Origin of the sequence: Bradyrhizobium sp. RDI18, from assembly GCF_043203335.1 — a bacterium.
Lineage (GTDB): Bacteria > Pseudomonadota > Alphaproteobacteria > Rhizobiales > Xanthobacteraceae > Bradyrhizobium > Bradyrhizobium retamae.
This window is the reverse complement of record NZ_JBICRN010000006.1, coordinates 1,293,481-1,310,387: the sequence shown is the minus strand read 5'-3', so window position 1 is coordinate 1,310,387 and position 16,907 is coordinate 1,293,481. Positions and strand designations below refer to the sequence as shown.

Genomic DNA, 16,907 nt, shown 5'->3' with positions numbered 1-16,907 from the left:
CCATGGGGCTAACGAGGACGGCGCCATGAGAGCGCCGTCCCATGAAGTCGCATATCCTCTAGTTCCCGTTCGGCATCGGAAGAGAGACGCCGTCCTTCGCCAGTGACTCTCGTACGAATTGGAACTTTTCATAGTTCGAGAGCGTGATCGGCCCGGTGTAGCCGTAGCTCTGCACCTTGCGCGGCGGGTACTGCACAAAAGTAGCCATCACCTTCTTCAACTCTTCGCTCATGACCACACCCATCCAGGTGCGCTCCGTGAAGTTGTTCATGAAGATGTCGTAGCGCTCCTGCGGGTCCTGCCAGAGGTCGAACACCTGCGGCACGGTGGCGACGTATTTCTCGGCGCCCTTCCAGCCAAGGTTGGTGTCCACTGCTAGGCCGCCAGTCGAAGCGCCGTCGTCGCCACGCAAGTTGAACATGAACTTGTAGTTGGCGTAGCGGACCGCACCCGGCGACAGCTCGTTTTCCGTGAAGTAGAACCAGGTAGTGCGTGCGGACTTGCCCGAGCCGAATATGAGCGGCGACATATCGTAGCTATCGAAGATGATCGGCTGACCGGCACGATCTTGCGTCGGCAGCTTGGCTCCACCCACGGCGGCGAAGGTGGCCATCAGGTCGAGCCCGCCCACAACATCGTGGGTCTTCGAGTTGGGCGCGACCTTTCCAGGCATCCACGCGATGGCGGGAACACGGTTGCCACCTTCGCGCAGGGTCCCTTTGGTTCCTCGGAACGGCGTGTAGCCGGCATCGGGATACACATCTTGCCAGGCGCCGTTGTCGGTGGTGTAGAACACCAGCGTGTTGTTGGCGTTCGGGAGCGAGCGGATCTTATCCATGATGCGCCCGATCCGCGCGTCGAGTTCGACGACTGAATCGGCATATTTGCTCTTTGATAGGGACTTATGGATGTAGTCCGGGTGCGGCATATTCGGCTGGTGCACCTTCATGAAATTGATGCTCATGAAGATCGGTTCGCGGGAGTTCGCGTTGCGGTCCAGATACTCGATCGCAGCTTTTTCGACGTAGCCGTCAAAGAATGGAATGCCGACAACGCCTTCCTTGCCGTTGACCACGGGCGTATCGACTTGAAATCCTCACGTACCGGTCCACCGGCATTGCCAGACAACGAGCCTTTGGTCACACGCTGGAACATGGCGCGCAGGTCTGCAGGCATATCCGGGAACCAGGTCGGATCGGCGTACGTGTAGGCGTTGAGATGATATAGCCCGCAATACTTCATCTCGTCGTAGCCGTGGGCAGTGGGTAACGCGTAGTCGGACTCGCCGAGGTGCCACTTGCCGGTGAAGAAGGTCTTGTAGCCGCCGGTCTTGAGCACCGACGCGAGTGTCCATTCCTCCCGCGGCAGGCCGCCCGGCTGGCCCTGAAAGGCCACGGTGGTCATGCCGCTGCGGTTCGGAAAGCGACCGGTCTGCATGGCTGCGCGGCCGGGCGTGCAGCTCGGCTGTGCGTAGAAGGAAAAGAACGTCATCCCTTCCGCCGCAAGCCGATCGATGTTCGGCGTTGGCATACCACGGCCGACACCTCCACCATAAGGACCAAGGTCACCGTACCCGGTGTCGTCCGAAATGATCATAATGATATTTGGCTTGCTCTGCTGTTGCTGAGCCTGCGCCTGGCCAAACTGAAGCCCGTCGAGGGCAAGGGCGGCTGCGAGCATGGTGCCGGCGAGCAATGTATTGCGTCGGCTGACGCCGCGGCTCGTGGCTTTTTCTTTAGAAATCTTCATTCTCTTACTCCTGTTTGACGACTTCCGTGCTTCTCAGGCTCTCACGACGTTCTCCGAACACAACGAAATCCGAGATGGCTGGTTGATGTGTCGACAGGCTCAGCATGCCGCGCCGCGGGTCGGTAGCGCCGGCAGTAGTTGGGCGCGCAAAGATGCGAGCCGCCCTTGATGACCTTGCGCGGAATTCTGCTGGCTGAATGCCGGAGATCAAAGCTATCTTGTTCACGCCCGCCGCGCGGATTCTTCGGAATGCAGCATGCCTTCTTGGCATCGGCTGTGTGTTTTGGCGAATACCAGTCGGTGGTCCACTCCCATGCGTTGCCGATCATGTCGTGTATGCTATAACCATTTGCCGGAAACGCGTTCACAGGCGACGTTCGAGCGAAACCATCGTTCAGCAAATTCTCAACCGGAAAGCTTCCTTGCCAGGTGTTGGCCATGTGGCGCCCGCCCGGCATGAATTCGTCGCCCCATGCATATTCGGTGGCCTCCAGTCCCCGCGGGCCGCGAACTCCCATTCCGCCTCCGCGGGTAAAGTCTTGCCGGCCCACTTCGCATAGGCCAAGGCGTCGTCGAAAGTGATGTGAACGACAGGATGGTCATCCAGTCCGTCGATATGGCTTTCGGGCCCATAAGGATGTTGCCAATTGGCGCCCCGCATGAGGTGCCACCATTGGCTCCAGTGTGAAGGGCTCGACAGGCGCCGGGGTGGAACGAAAACCAATGAGCCGGCGAAAATAAGTTCGGGGAGAGCGTCCGGATAGTTCGCAGGATCCGGCGCGACTTCCGCAAACGTCACATGGCCCGTCGCGCTCACGAATTCCCGAAACTGCCGATTCGTCACGGGATAGCGATCTACCCAGAAGCCGTCCACGGTGACGCGATGTGCCGGTGCTTCTTCCGGATAGTGTTTGTCGGAGCCCATGCGGAAAGTGCCACCGGGTATCCAGATCATTCCTTCGTCCTGGCGGAGGTCATCAACTGAAGAATCAACCTCGGCCGCGAGTGCAGGATAGAGCGTTGTCATTTAGCGTTGCCTCCCGATCGATTGCCAAAAGGAAGCTCAGACCGGAGGACGCTACGGGAAGAAGACCATCACAGGATATTGGACCGTGGTCCAATATCGAAACCTGAGACGTGCTTCGCTGTTTTCCAGCATCTATGCGCAGGCGTCCGCCGCGCGGCCATCGCGCAAGCGAGCGAAGCGGACAGAGCGAGCGAGACGGTCCTGCGAATGTATGGCTCGTGCAGTCCTCAGTAACAGGGCGGATAGGGGTAATAGCCGCAGTAGGGATAGGCGGCATTTGCTGCCGCCGCACCCAGCGCAGCGCCACCCACCGCGGCGGCACCGACTGCTGCAGCACCGTAGCCCCCGCGATACCAGGCACCACGAGCAACGTAGGGACGACCCCCGACCCGCGCGTAGCCGCCGCGGAAGCCCGCCGCGTGGAAGCCTCCCATGCCGCCCGCGTGGAAGCCACCAGCGTGGAAGCCGCCGAAGCCGAAGCGGTCGATAAAGAGCGCCGCGGGCCCGTCGCCGCCGGAAAGATCGCCTTCGAGCACATCCACATCGAAGGTCAGCCGGTCGCCCTCGAGCTTCGCAGTCTTCAGCACCACGACGGCATCGCGGATTTTCGACGCATCGGTGCTGAGCACTGAGACGGTGGCGTTCGGCGGATCCTTGGTAAAGCTCTCAGCGCTGTCATTGCTCGGCGACCATTCCGCCATCAGGTCGGTCGTGAGCGAATGCCCTGCCGCCCGCACCGGGCGGTCCGCGAAAACGATCGAGTTGGGCGCCACGCCGGTGAGTGTCAGCTTCCCGCCCTGCAGGCTGGCGCCGCGGGCATTCATGACGATCAACGACGGCACAATCTCCGGCTTGGCCTGGCCGATCGTCTTCTGCAGCGGCGTGTGCTGCGGCGTCGAAGGCGCGGTCTGGGCCAGCGCCGGTGCTGCCCCGCAGAGCAGGAGGGCGATAATCATGCAGCCAGTTCGATTCTTGATGGTCATGATAAACTCCTTCCGTTTCGCTACTTGCGTTCAATCGGAGTCGTGCCGAGTTCAATTGCTAGACGGTGGATTCCTTAGCTTTTCCATCGCTTGTTCGACGGAGAATGAGCCAGGCCTTTGCCGCGGCGGAAATTGCTGGAAACTCGTGAGATGCTGCCCCACGATTGCCTGCGCGGGAACGAGCACAAAGGCATGCTCCACGAACCACCGGACGTAATCGCCGGCTTCATGCTGGGCTCGCTCGAACGGATCGGATCGGAGGTTGAACAGCGACGGCAACCGAAGTTGAATCATCGGCTGGGCCCATACGTCGAACCCATGTGCCTTCTGTTCCAGGAAGACGGCCTTCCATTGGTCGTAGCGAAGCCCGGCCAAGTTGCCGTCGTCGGTCCAGTAGAAGAATTCGCGGCGCTTATTGGCGCCCTTGCGGGCGAGAAGGTCGCGCTGGTCGTACCCGTCGAGGTGGACCTTGAAGTTCTTCCCAGCGGCATCGTAGCCTACCAACAGCTTTGTCTTGACGTCGGGCTCGCCCGCCGCCGCGACCAGCGTCGTCGCCCAATCCTCCGCCGAAAACACGTCGTTGATTTCGGTTCGTGCCGGCACCAGTCCGGGCCAGCGCACCATCGCGGGGACGCGATAGCCACCCTCCCAGTTGGTGTTTTTCTCGCCCCGGAACGGCGTCGTGCCGCCGTCCGGCCAGGAAAATGTTTCCGCACCGTTATCGGTCGTGTAGATCACGATCGTATTGTTGGCGATGCCGAGATCGTCGAGCTTTTTCAGCAACTGTCCGACTTGCCCGTCGTGCTCCACCATGCCGTCGGGATAGATACCAAGACCGGTCTTTCCCTGGGATTCGGCCTTGAGACGCGTCCAGATATGCATCCGGCTCGAATTGAACCAAACAAAAAACGGCTTCCTGTCGCGATTGGCGCGGTCGATGAAGTCCACTGAGGCGGTGAGAAATTCCTCGTCGACTGTCTCCATGCGCTTCTTGGTGAGCGGTCCGGTATCCTCGCACTTCTGCTTGCCCCATGGGCCGAAGCGCGGATCGTCGCCTGGCGTGTCGACGGTTGTCGCTGTGCATTTCATGACGCCACGCGGACCGAACTGCGCCCTGAATGCCGGATTTTTCGGATAGTCCGGATGTTCCGGCTCGTCCTCGGCATTCAGGTGATAGAGGTTGCCGAAGAACTCGTCGAAGCCGTGAACCGTGGGCAGAAATTCGTTGCGATCGCCAAGATGGTTCTTGCCGAACTGCCCGGTCGCATAGCCCTGCGGCTTGAGCAGGTCGGCAATGGTCGGATCCTTTCCAGACAGGCCTTCCTTCGCTCCCGGCAGGCCCACCTTCAGGAGTCCCGTCCGCAATGGACTCTGGCCGGTGATGAACGCCGCGCGGCCTGCGGTGCAGGATTGCTGTCCGTAATAGTCGGTGAAGATCGCGCCTTCGTTCGCAATGCGGTCGATGTTGGGCGTGCGGTAGCCCATCATGCCGCGGTTGTAGGCGCTGATATTCCAGTAGCCGATGTCATCGCCCATGATGACGAGGATATTGGGCTTTTGTTGCTGGGCGGACAGCGGCGTGACCAATGCTGTTGCAGCTGCGACCGAGGTAACCAGACTAAGGCATGCACGTTTGAAGATGCTCATGATCAAGTTCCTCGTTCTATTCTCTGGTTGCGCCGGATCCGGCGCAACCGCTTCGCTGATGGCTGCTTGCTTGAGCGAGGGAGTTGATCGGCGGGCGTCACTATGGGACGCCCGCCGAGTTAACGTCGTGCTGTTAATCGCTGCGGCCAGCCGTCTTCATATTCTTAACTTGCTGCATGACCTGTTCCAGGTTGTAGCTGGCCGGGTCCTGCAGCGCCGGGAATTTGATGTAAGTCTCGAGGTGCATCAGCCACAGCTGTTGCCCGATAGGCAGCAAGTTCCAGTCATAGACATAGGCGGTGGACGGAGAAGCAATCGCCCCGCCCATACCGAACAGCGTCTTCTGCTGCGAGCCAACGGAGGTCTCGAAGGGATCGCGCTTGATGTTGACGACCTGGGTCCAGGAGTAGGGCTGCACTCCAGAAACGAAGCCCGCTGGGTTGTCGGACACCATCGCGAAGTACATCTTCCAGTTCTTGTAGCGGACGGCCGACGGCGTTGTGCTGGACCAATACAGGAAATGGTCGCGTGCCGACTTCTCTGACCTGCCACTCAGGTATTCCACCTGGTTGACGCCGTCGAGCGTGGTCTTGACGATGCCGGGATACTGCCCGGCCTCGATCCGTTGCTTCAGTTCGTTGCCTTTGGGTCCGCCGGCGATCTCGACGAGAGTCGGGACCCAGTCGAGGGCGGCAAACATTTCGTTCTTGACCGTGCCAGGCTTGATGACGCCCGGCCAGCGGATGACTGCAGGAGCGCGCAAACCGCCCTCCCAGGTGCTCAGCTTGCCACCCTTGAACGGCGTGACGCCGCCGTCCGGGAAGGTGATGGTCTCGGCGCCGTTGTCGGTGGTGAAGACGACGATCGTGTTGTTGAGTTGGCCCATGTCTTCGAGCTTCTTCAGCACCACACCGATGTTGTCATCCATCTGCTTCATGCCGGCTTCGTTGACGCCCCAGTCCTTGCCGCCGGGCTCGCCCACCATGGCCAAGTATTTGTCCGACAGCACGGTCGTGATGTGCATGCGCGCCGGATTGTACCAGACGAAGAACGGCTTGTTGGTCTTCTTCGGGTCGTTACGATCGAGGTAGTCGACGACCTTTGCCGAGATTTCCTCGTCCACGGTCTTCGATCGCTCGAGGGTCAGCGGTCCTTCGCTCCTGCACATTTGTCTAGCGCCAGTGCCGTCGGATGACGTGCACGCGAGTATCGGACGCGGTGGCGTCAGGCAGACCGTGGTCTTGGGATCCACCGCGCCGGGAAGCTCGGGCACGCCGGGAATCGGAGTGTTCTTGCATGGCGGCGCGACGGTCTGCTGGGTCGGAGTCTTGTTGATGTCGGGGAAGCTCACCCCCTGCATCGCATCGAGATGATAGAGGTAGCCCCAGTATTCCTGGAAACCATGCGCGGTCGGCAGCGATTCGGTGTGGTCGCCGAGATGATTCTTGCCGAACTCCCCGGTGTTGTAGCCGAGATCGAGCAGGAACTTGGCAATCGTCGGCGTCCCGGACCGCAGATAGGATGGGCTGCCAGGAATTTCCGGCAAGGTCATGCCGACGCGAACCGGCTGCATGCCGGTGAAGAAGGCCGTACGCCCAGCCGTGCAACTCTGCTCGGAGTAATAGTGCGTGAACATGGCGCCTTCGTTGCCGATGCGATCGATGTTCGGCGTCTCGCCGACCATCAGCCCGCGATGGTAGATGCTCGGCTGGTAGAGCCCGATATCGTCACCCATGATGAAAAGGATATTGGGTTTCTGTGGCGGTTGCTGTGCGGTTGCCGGCGTGCTGACCGGCCCGGACAGTGTCATCAGCATCGATGCGCTCAACAAGGCGGCGCAGGATCGCTTGAGACAACCGGGCACCTTGCCTTGCGGCGTTGCGGCAGAAGGCGGCTTGTCATTGAATATGGAATCTAACATGTTCGTCGCTCTCCCTTTTATGATGCATCAGTGGTTCCTCGCCTGATGCATCGAAAGCCAAGATGACTGGTGGAAGTATCAACCGGCTCCGCATGACGCGCTGCCGGCCGGTAGCGTCGGCAGTAGTTCGGCGCGCACAAATGCGAGCCGCCCTTGATGACCTTCTGTGGAATTTTCACGTTGGTCGTTCGGGGGTCGTAGCTGTTGTCCTCGCGCCCGCCGCGCGGGTTCTTTGGAATGCAGCAAGCCTTTGCAGCATCCGCCTGATGCTTTGGCGAATACCAGTCGGCCGTCCATTCCCAGACGTTGCCGATCATGTCGTGCAACCCATAGCCGTTGGGCGGGAATGCACTGACCGGCGAGGTGCGCTCGAAGCCATCGGCATTGGCATTCTGGCGAGGGAATTCTCCCTGCCAGGTGTTTGCCATGTGACGGCCGGCCGGCGTGAATTCATCGCCCCACGCAAATTCGGTGTCGTCGAGCCCGCCGCGCGCTGCAAATTCCCATTCCGCTTCGGTTGGCAAATCCTTGCCAGCCCATTTCGCGTAGGCGAGCGCATCGCTGAAAGCCACATGCACGACCGGATGATCGTCGAGACCACGGATGTTGCTTCCGGGTCCGTAGGGATGCCGCCATTGCGCGCCCTTGGCGAAGGTCCACCACTGGCTGAAGTCGCGGAGGTTGACCGGATGGTTGGGCGGCAAGAACATCAGCGAGCCCGCGTAGATCATATGCGGGAGCATTCCCGGATAATCCTTGGGGTTAGGTGTGATTTCGGCGACGGTGACGTGTTTGGTCGCCCTTACGAATTCCCTGAATTGCCGGTTCGTCACCGGATAGCGATCCATCCAGAAACCGTCCACCGTGACACGATGCGCCGGAGCTTCTTCGGGATAATGCTTGTCCGATCCCATGCGGAAAGTGCCACCGGGTATCCAGATCATCCCGTCGGTCGGCGAAGCACCAACCGTGACGTCAGCTTTGAATGTGCTTGCAGGGAAAAGCGTTGTCATCTCGCGCGCTGCCTCCCGCTCGATCGCTAAACTGCGAGAGGCACGCTACGCAGGAGCCCTGTCACAAGCTATTGGACCGTGGTCCAACATCGGAGCGATGTAGCTAGCGTCACTGGGACGGACCCTCCGGCGCCTGCGCACATGACTTGCATCGCGGCGACATCGGTCCGCTGTTTTTTGTCTGGCGGGAAAATCCCCGTTGATTTTACTTAGAAATCCTGAACAACCGGGGCAGGATATGCTCCCAAAAACGTGCTAAGGTTGCAGGCTGGATGTGAGCCGTGCGGGCAGATTGCTTAGTTTGTAAATTTACAATTGTAGCGTTTTTTGAGTGGCGGCCATTTCAGTGTGACGACGATGCGCATCATCGCATGGAGCATTGGACTCCTTTTTTGCTCGCGGGGGAAGCCCGCGCTGCGGAGCGTGCGCGCGTTCTTATGCTTCACGCCTTCAACTACTCATTTCCCGCCACCAGCGTGATCGCTGAGGCGGCTCGAAAGCGGCTAGTCGAACACTCGAAATCAGCTGAGATCGATGCGGAATTTCTCGATCTGGGTCGAAACACTGACGAGGCCCATTCGCTGCGAGCGGCGACTTTTATTCGCGACAAGTACGGGAAGCATCCGCCGGATTTGATGATTACGCTCGGCAGCAACGCTTTGCCATTTGTCGTCAAGCATCGTGACATGCTGCCCGACGTTCCGGTCGTCTTTGCATCCATCTCTCCACACACCTATGCTGCGTTGCGACCGCCGCCGGGCATTACCGGGCTCGTCACTGCGTTCGATCTGGCGAAGACGCTTTCGCTTGCGGAGAAGCTCCAGCCGGAGGCGCGCCGTCTGTTTGTCATCGCCGGAAGCGGCGAGACTGATCGCCGTTGGCAACCGATAGCTCGCAAGATGATCGAGGAGCGCGGCGGCAAATTCGAGACGACATTCCTGTTCGAGCTTCCATACTCAGAACTCGTCGCTGAACTGTCGAAGGTGCCTAGTGATGCGATCGTGATCCTTCTGACGTTTTTTGCTGATCGCGAAGGAAAGACTTTTGTTCCGGCACAGGTCGCGGCTGATCTGTCCGCGCTGTCACCTGCACCGCTCTACGGGCCTTACGATACGTTTATCGGCAGGGGTGCCGTCGGCGGTTTTGTTGAGACGTTCGAGTCGATCGGCGTTGCAGCGGCTGAAATGGCGATCGAAATCATGGATGGCGCGGATCCGGCTACGCTCGCGCCCCGAACAAACCCGGCGCAGCACTACCGCGTCGATCACCGGGCAATGCAGCGCTGGAATCTGAAGGAGAAGAATCTGCCTCCAGACACCGTTGTTCTGTTCAAAAAGCCGACGATCTGGGATGAGCATCGCGGCACCGTTCTTGCGGCACTTTCCGTCCTCGGGTTGCAAACGACAATTCTGGGCGCCTTGCTAATTCAGCGGCGCAGGAGACAGCGCGCCGAGGAACTGCTTAAGGATAGCGAGGAGCGGATGACCTTTGCGGCCGCTGCGGCAAACATCGGCCTCTGGCAGTTTGACCGGGATACGGATGAGTTGTGGGTCACCGACCATGGCAGGGCGCTGTTCGGGCTGCCGCGTGATGTACCTCTCACCCGGGAGGCATTCCTTGCCGCTGTTCATCCGGATGATCTCGAAACCGCACGCCGTTCGCTCCGGCAGTCCTTCAGGAAGGAGCGGTCCACGGCCAGCGACGTACGAATTGTCTTGCCGAGCGGTGAGACGCGTTGGATCCGTATGCGCGCCCGGTCGTATGCGGAGAGCAAAAGCGAGCCAAAGCAGCTAGGGGGAATTTTCGTCGACATCACCGACCAGAAATCGGCCGAAGCTGAGACCGCATTGCAACGTCTGGAAATTGAGCACCTGATGCGGGTGTCCGTACTCGGCGAACTTTCAGGTTCGATAGCTCACGAGGTCAACCAACCCCTCACTGCAATCCTGTCAAATGCGCAAGCGGCGCTCCATCTCTTGAGGCAGAAGTCCCCAGATCTCGCCGAAGTTCGCGACGCCCTTGAAGACATTGTGCACGAAGATAATCGGGCGGGCGAAGTGATCCACCGTCTCCGTGGCCTTCTTAAGAAGGGCGAGCGAAATATGGAAAACGTCAACATCAATTCCCTTGTCACATCGACGATCAGTCTGCTGCACAGCGAGCTGATCGGCCGCGACATTAGCGTCAAGCTTGATCTGGAAAACGATGTGTTTCTGACGCGAGGCGATTCTGTGCAGTTGCAGCAAGTCCTGCTCAATCTTGTCATGAATGCAATGGACGCCATGGCCGCTACCCCGATAGCGCAGCGGTCTATCCTGATCTCGACCCGAGAGGCGAAAGCCGGAATGATAGACGTGCTCGTGAAGGATCGGGGGCACGGCATTTGCCCCAAGGAAAATGGCCGGCTGTTCGAACCGTTCTACACCACCAAGGCCCATGGCCTTGGCCTGGGTCTGGCCCTTTGTTCGACGATCATAAAGGCGCATCAGGGAAAGCTGACCCTGGTCAATGGCGAGGGCGGTGGCGCCGTTGCAGGATTTTCGTTGCCCGCTCAGCAACCTGTGGTCAGTTCTGTATGACAGACATGTTCACGGTTTATCTCGTTGACGATGACCCCGGAGTCCTCAAGTCCTTGTCGCGACTGCTCCGCGCCAAGGGTTATGACGTCAAGCCCTATTCTTCGCCGCAGGTATTCCTCGAAGAGCATGACGAGGCGATTCCTGGATGCGCCGTACTCGATGTTTCGATGCCAGATCTTGATGGTCTGGAGATTCAGGATGTGTTGACCACCGCCAGTGGCTCGCATCGTCCCATCGTGTTCGTTACCGGCAAAGGCGACATTCCCACCAGCGTACGTGCCATGAAAGCCGGGGCGATCGATTTCCTGACCAAGCCGGTAAAGGACCAGGATTTGTTTGAAGCGCTATCCCGCGCTGAAGCCATGGACGCCGAGTTGCGTCGACTTCGTTCCGAACTGGACGTGATGCGAGCGAAGGTAAGGACCTTGACCCCACGCGAACGCGAAGTGCTTACGCATGTCGTGGCGGGGCGGCTCAACAAGCAGATTGCCGGCGAGCTGGGTACGGTCGAAAAGACCATCAAGGTTCACCGCAGCCGGATGATGGAGAAACTTGGCGTTCGAACTGTCGCCGATCTTGTGCGGATGGCCGAGAAGCTCAAACTGTCCAAATAAGATGCACCTGTTGGCCCAAGGGCCAACTCGACGAGCGCAGGGTGCATCGGCAATAGTCTTCCATGGCGGAAGCTTCCCCATGGATTGCCATTGTGGACGATGATCCGGCCGTGCTCAAGGCCTTGAGTCGGTTGCTGCGTTCGCACGCCTTTCGTGCCCGGGCATATGGATCGGGAGCGGAATTTCTCGCGGCGTTGCCGGCCGGTCTGCCCGTGTGCCTGATTGTAGATCTTCAGATGCCGGAGATGAACGGCCTGGAGCTTCAACAGCATCTCATAAGCAACGGCATAAAAATTCCGACAATTCTCATCTCCGCGCACGGCGACGCTACGTTATGCACGCGATCGGACGATGGTACGCTTGTAGCCAGCCTCCGGAAACCTTTGCAGGAGGAAACCTTGTTCTCGGCTATCGACAGAGCAATTGGCAGTTCGGGAAATGCCAGCTAGCGACAAAGTGGCGCCGCCCCCTCGCCGCGGCGCGCCCATCAACTCTTGACCAAATCCCCCAGCAGGTTCGCCGTCACAGTCAGCTTGGCGAGCGTCAGTCCGCTGACAGCGATCTCCTCGACGGAGCGGCGGATGCGCGTCGCCTCAGGATGAGCCGCGAGCCAGGTCTCGGTAGCCTGCTGGCCGCATTGGCCGGTTGTCAGCATATCCGCGACCAATCTTCTTTCGGCTGCTGCGATCTGGTCAACCGCGCGGTCGATGGCGAGACGTTCGAAATGATCGTTTGCCGGAACGCTGCGCGCGGCGACGATGATGGGATGAACGTGGAAATTGGCCTCGGCAGCGAAGAAGGTCGTAGCGGCGTCGTCGATGGCGCGGGTGGTGCGCTCGGCGACAGTCACGATATCCGGTGCGGAGACCAAGGCGTCGAGATCGGCGAGTTCGTTTGCGAGGTCGGTGGGGACGCCGGCATCGACCAGATCCCGTCGCCGCTTGCTGCGGCCAGCCTGCAAGTCCTGCGGCAGGGCGTTGTCGAGCCCGGCGGCGATCTCTCGGATACTCGGGCCGAAGCGCGAGATGACCGCGTCCAGGCCGGCTTTGAAATCAACGTTGCGCACATACCAGATCATGCGGGAGAGCAGGAGATCCTGAATCGCCGCGTAGAGGCCGAGTTGGACTTGACCGTTGATCGCCGTGTCAAGCGCATCAATCGCGTTGTTCAGCCGCTCGAGACCGTAAGATTCCTCCACCGCCACGAAGGCCATGGCGATGGTGGATACGTCGGCGTCCGTCTCATCGATCAGGCGACCGATGCAGGTCGGGCCGCCGCGATTGATTACGGCATTGGCAAGATTGGTTGAGATGATCTCCCGGCGCAGACGATGGTGTTTCATGGAATCGGGGAACTTGTCTCGAATCTCGTGCGGGAAATATTTTGACAATTCGCCGATGAGATAAGGGTCGTCCGGCACGCTTGTGACGAGCAGATCATCGTAAAGGGTAAGCTTGGCGTAGGCGAGCAGGACGGCGAGTTCTGGCCGCGTAAAGGGTTGGCCGCGCTGAGTGCGCGCGGCGATCGCGACGTCGTCCGGCAGGAACTCAACGGCGCGGTCGAGGAGGCCCCTCCGCTCGAGCGCTTGCATCAGGCGGGCAAGGAAGCCATTGTCGGCCACGCCCTTGCGTTCGGCTAGCGACAACGCCAGCGACTGAAGGTAATTGTTGCGAAGCACCAGCGTGCCGACCTCGTCGGTCATCGCGGCAAGCAGGCTGTTGCGGTCACTCGAACTGAGGCGTCCCTCGCGTTCGGGACGCGCCAGCGCAATCTTGATATTGACCTCGACGTCGGAAGTGTTCACTCCCGCCGAATTGTCGATGGCATCGGTGTTGAGCTTGACGCCTCTCTGCGCCATTTCGATGCGGCCGCGCTGGGTCGCGCCGAGATTGGCACCTTCGCCGATCACCCGGGCGCGGATGTCAGAACCGGTAACACGGATCGGATCATTGGCCCGATCGCCCGCCTGATCGTCGCTTTCCGTAGACGCGCGGACATAGGTGCCGATGCCGCCAAACCAGAGCAGGTCGACCCGTGCCTTCAGTATCGCCGTCATCACCTCGAAAGGCGTGGCTTGCGTCTTGTCGAGATCAAGCAGGGCCCGCACCTCCGGTGCGAGCGGAATTGCCTTGAGCGAACGCGAGAACACGCCGCCGCCCTGCGAGATCAGCGATTTGTTGTAGTCCTGCCAGCTAGACCGCGGCATGTTGAACAAGCGCAGGCGCTCGGCGTGGCTGATGGCAGGGTCGGGCGAGGGGTCGATGAAGATGTCCCGGTGGTCGAAGGCCGCCACCAGCCTTGTCGCCGGCGAAAGCAACATGCCATTGCCGAAGACGTCGCCGGACATGTCGCCGACACCTGCAACGGTGAAGGGCATGGTCTGGATATCGGTGCCGAGCTCGCGGAAATGGCGCTTGACTGCTTCCCACGCACCGCGCGCGGTGATGCCCATCTTCTTATGGTCATAACCTTGGCTGCCGCCTGAGGCGAAAGCGTCACCGAGCCAATGGCCCTTCTCGACTGAGATCGCGTTGGCGGTGTCGGAGAAAGTCGCAGTGCCCTTGTCGGCCGCGACGACGAGATACGGATCATCCTTGTCGTGCCGCACAGTGTCGTCGGGCGGCACGATCGCATCGCCATCGAGATTGTCGGTAAGTTCGAGCAGCGAGCGAACGAAGATGCGATAGGCCTCGGTGCCTTCCGCCATCCAGGCCTCACGATTGGAGGGCGGCGGCAGGCGCTTGGGCACGAAGCCGCCCTTAGCGCCGACCGGCACGATGACGGCGTTCTTGACCTGCTGTGCCTTGACAAGACCGAGGATCTCGGTGCGGAAATCCTGCGGCCGGTCGGACCAGCGCAGGCCGCCGCGCGCGACCTTGCCGAAACGTAGATGGATACCTTCGAGACGCGGCGAATAGACAAAGATCTCGTAGAGCGGTCGCGGAGCGGGTAGGTCATCGATTTTGCGGGCGTCGAACTTGAAGGAAATCACCGGACGCGGATATCCGTCCTGGCCGATTTGCCACAGGTTGGTGCGGACGATGGCCTGCACCAGATTGGTGAAGCGGCGCAGAATGCGGTCTTCGTCCAACAGGGCGACGGATTTGAGCTGCTCCTCAATCTCGGCGAGGAGAGCCGTCTCCCGCGCCGAGCGCTCGGCATTGGTGGCGGCGAGCCGCGGGTCGAAGCGAGCCTGGAACAGCGCGACGATGCTGGTGGTGATAGCGCTGTTCTTGCGCAACGTCCCCCACATATAGTCCTGGCTGAACGGAGCGCGGATCTGGTGCAGGTAGCGGGAGAGGGCGCGGATGGCCGAAACTTCGCGCCAGCTCAAGCGCGTGCGCAGGATGAGGGCGTTGTATCCGTCGGATTCGGCGCGATCGCCCACCACCGCCATGATCGAGGCTTCCAGGCGACGGCCGAATTCCTCGGTAACAACGATCGGCTTGGCGTCATTGGCCTCGATCGTCATGTCGTGTAGCCAAACCGGTGCGGGTGTAGACGTGGCGCTGGGCGTAATCTGGTAGGTACGCTCGTTGACGACGCGCAGGCCGTGATTTTCGATTACCGGGACGCGATAGGACAGCGATAGCGGCGTGCCGCGCGAAAAGACCTTAAGGCCGAAACGCGTCGGATCATCGCCGTCGATGCGGTAGACCGAAAGCGCCACGGGACGAGCGGCGCTGAGCTTTTCGATGGTGGTGATGTCAGTGATGGCCTGTGAGGCGTCGAAGATCTCCGTATAGCCGCCGGTAAAGGCCCGGGCATAACGGTTGGCGAGCAGGCGAGCCCGCATGCCGTCAGTGGTGGTCGCAAGCTTGGCTTTCAGCTTGTCGCCCCATGTTGCGATGATTGCGCTGATCCCGCCTTCAAGCGTGGCGCGCTCGACGACGGGCGTTTTGCCTTCATAGCGCCCGATGATGTAGTGGACGCGCGCAAGTGGACCTTCGGGGAAGGCCACGTAGGAGGCTGCCAAGGTCCCCTTGTATACCTGGGCCAGGAAGGCGGCGACCCGCGTCCGTACGTCGGTGTCGTACTTCTCGCGCGGAATGAACACGAGGATGGAGACGAAACGGTCAAACTTGTCAGCTCGTGCCAACGCCCGCAAGCGAGGGCGCTCATAAAGCATCAGGACTTCCATGACGAAATTATAGAGCGTCTCGATATCGACCTGGACGATCTCGTCGCGCGGATATTCTTCGAGGATATGCAGCAGTGCCTTGCCGGAATGGCTGTTGGGGTCGAAGCCGGCGCGCTCGAGCACCTGCGCCACCTTGTGGCGGACGTAGGGGATTTGTCGCACCGAACGAGTATAGGCGCCCGAGGTGAACAGACCGACGAGGCGCAGTTCGCCGTCGAGCCGGCCGTCCGGCGTGTACAGTTTGATGCCTACGTAGTCCATCCGGACGCGGCGATGGACGCGGCTGCTGACATTGGCCTTGACAACGATGAGGAGTGTCGGCTCGCGCATAAACTCGCGGATTTCCTGTGTCATCACCACCATTTCGGTGCCGCGGCGCAGCACCCTCACATCAGGATCACGCAGGATGCCGAGACCTTCGCCGCTGCTGATCTCGTCCGACGCAGCGCGGTCGGGCGAGAAGCGATATTCGCGCAGGCCCAGGAAGGTGAAATTGTCGGCGCACAGCCATTGCAGGAACTGGTTGGCTTCGGCGACCTCGTCGATCGGCAGCGGCGGCGGATTGGAGCTCAAGGTCGTGATCGCTCCTTCGACGCGGGCGCGCATGGCTCGCCAGTCGGTCACGCAAGCGCGCACGTCGTTCAGCGTCTTGGTGAGGCCATCGATCAGTTTCTGGCGGTCGTCAGCGGCATCGAGCCGGGCGATATGCAGATGGATCAGGCTTTCGCGCTCGCCCATTGACCCTTCGGGCAGTGTTTCGCCATAGAAACGCAGCAGCTTGCCGTACGCGTCGCGCTCGACGGCTATGATCGGATGGGCGACCAGCGTGACTTCGATGCCGTGCTCGGCGAGTTCCGCCATGGTCGAATCGAAGAGGAAGGGCATGTTGTCGTTGAGAACTTCGAGCACGGAAATCTCGCGCCCGTCCGGCATCATCGGATTGATGACGCGGATATCAGCACGGCCTGCCGCGCGTTGCTGCACATGCTCCCAAGCCTGTTCCGCCAGGAAGGCGAGACGCGGCATCGTAGCCGGTGAGATCCTCGCTATTGGTGTGGCCGAACAGAAGCTCGGCAAAAGTCCGGGGGGTCTTGCCCGGCTGGACGCTTCCCGCTGCATCGCGGATCAGGGTTGCCCTGACCCTGTCGTCACGCCAGGACGCCATAACGTCCTCCATTTTCCGCGCCATCCGACCGCAGGCGCGATCGTCCGCTTGACTTTGGAGTGCATCTC

8 protein-coding genes and 3 pseudogenes are annotated in these 16,907 nt (G+C 60.4%); 4 read left to right on the top strand and 7 right to left on the bottom strand.

The window, feature by feature from the left end:
• Positions 1–58: 58 nt before the first annotated feature.
• The 5 genes and pseudogenes from ACFXS9_RS07250 to ACFXS9_RS07230 all read right to left on the bottom strand — a co-directional run bounded on the left by ACFXS9_RS07250 (position 59) and on the right by ACFXS9_RS07230 (position 7,141).
• Positions 59–1,680: pseudogene (locus ACFXS9_RS07250) on the bottom strand (arylsulfatase).
• A gap of 110 nt (positions 1,681–1,790) precedes the next feature.
• Positions 1,791–2,704, bottom strand: a pseudogene (locus tag ACFXS9_RS07245) (formylglycine-generating enzyme family protein).
• A gap of 299 nt (positions 2,705–3,003) precedes the next feature.
• Positions 3,004–3,759 carry a hypothetical protein gene (locus ACFXS9_RS07240; protein ID WP_392686674.1) on the bottom strand — a complete coding sequence of 252 codons (756 nt, stop codon included), beginning with the start codon at positions 3,757–3,759 and terminating at the stop codon, positions 3,004–3,006.
• A 51-nt stretch (positions 3,760–3,810) separates the two neighbouring features.
• Positions 3,811–5,406 (bottom strand): arylsulfatase, encoded by a 1,596-nt coding sequence (locus tag ACFXS9_RS07235; RefSeq protein ID WP_392686671.1) that lies wholly within the window; start codon positions 5,404–5,406, stop codon positions 3,811–3,813.
• A gap of 133 nt (positions 5,407–5,539) precedes the next feature.
• The gene (locus ACFXS9_RS07230; protein ID WP_392686669.1) at positions 5,540–7,141 is read right to left on the bottom strand and encodes an arylsulfatase; all 1,602 of its coding nucleotides are present in this window, start codon (positions 7,139–7,141) and stop codon (positions 5,540–5,542) included.
• On the opposite strand from ACFXS9_RS07230, the gene ACFXS9_RS07225 reads away from it, so the two are divergent.
• Entirely contained in the window at positions 7,140–7,373 is a 234-nt protein-coding gene (locus ACFXS9_RS07225) for a hypothetical protein (protein ID WP_392686666.1), read from the top strand. The two genes, ACFXS9_RS07230 and ACFXS9_RS07225, sit on opposite strands and share 2 nt — an antisense overlap.
• On the opposite strand, the gene ACFXS9_RS07220 is transcribed toward ACFXS9_RS07225, so the two are convergent.
• On the bottom strand, positions 7,345–8,271 hold the full coding sequence (locus ACFXS9_RS07220; RefSeq protein WP_392687325.1) for a formylglycine-generating enzyme family protein: 927 nt from the start codon (positions 8,269–8,271) through the stop codon (positions 7,345–7,347). The two genes, ACFXS9_RS07225 and ACFXS9_RS07220, sit on opposite strands and share 29 nt — an antisense overlap.
• Positions 8,272–8,711: 440 nt before the next feature.
• Between ACFXS9_RS07220 and ACFXS9_RS07215 the strand changes: the two genes are divergently transcribed.
• The 3 genes from ACFXS9_RS07215 (at position 8,712) to ACFXS9_RS07205 (ending at position 11,982) form a co-directional block, all read left to right on the top strand.
• Positions 8,712–10,919 carry an ABC transporter substrate binding protein gene (locus ACFXS9_RS07215; protein ID WP_392686664.1) on the top strand — a complete coding sequence of 736 codons (2,208 nt, stop codon included), beginning with the start codon at positions 8,712–8,714 and terminating at the stop codon, positions 10,917–10,919.
• Positions 10,916–11,533 (top strand): response regulator transcription factor, encoded by a 618-nt coding sequence (locus ACFXS9_RS07210; protein ID WP_392686661.1) that lies wholly within the window; start codon positions 10,916–10,918, stop codon positions 11,531–11,533. Before ACFXS9_RS07215 ends, ACFXS9_RS07210 begins: the two co-directional genes overlap by 4 nt.
• 62 nt (positions 11,534–11,595) lie before the next feature.
• Positions 11,596–11,982 carry a response regulator transcription factor gene (locus ACFXS9_RS07205; RefSeq protein WP_392686658.1) on the top strand — a complete coding sequence of 129 codons (387 nt, stop codon included), beginning with the start codon at positions 11,596–11,598 and terminating at the stop codon, positions 11,980–11,982.
• Between the two features lie 38 nt (positions 11,983–12,020).
• On the opposite strand, the pseudogene ACFXS9_RS07200 reads toward ACFXS9_RS07205, so the two are convergent.
• A pseudogene (locus tag ACFXS9_RS07200) lies at positions 12,021–16,851 on the bottom strand (NAD-glutamate dehydrogenase).
• Positions 16,852–16,907 lie beyond the last annotated feature (56 nt).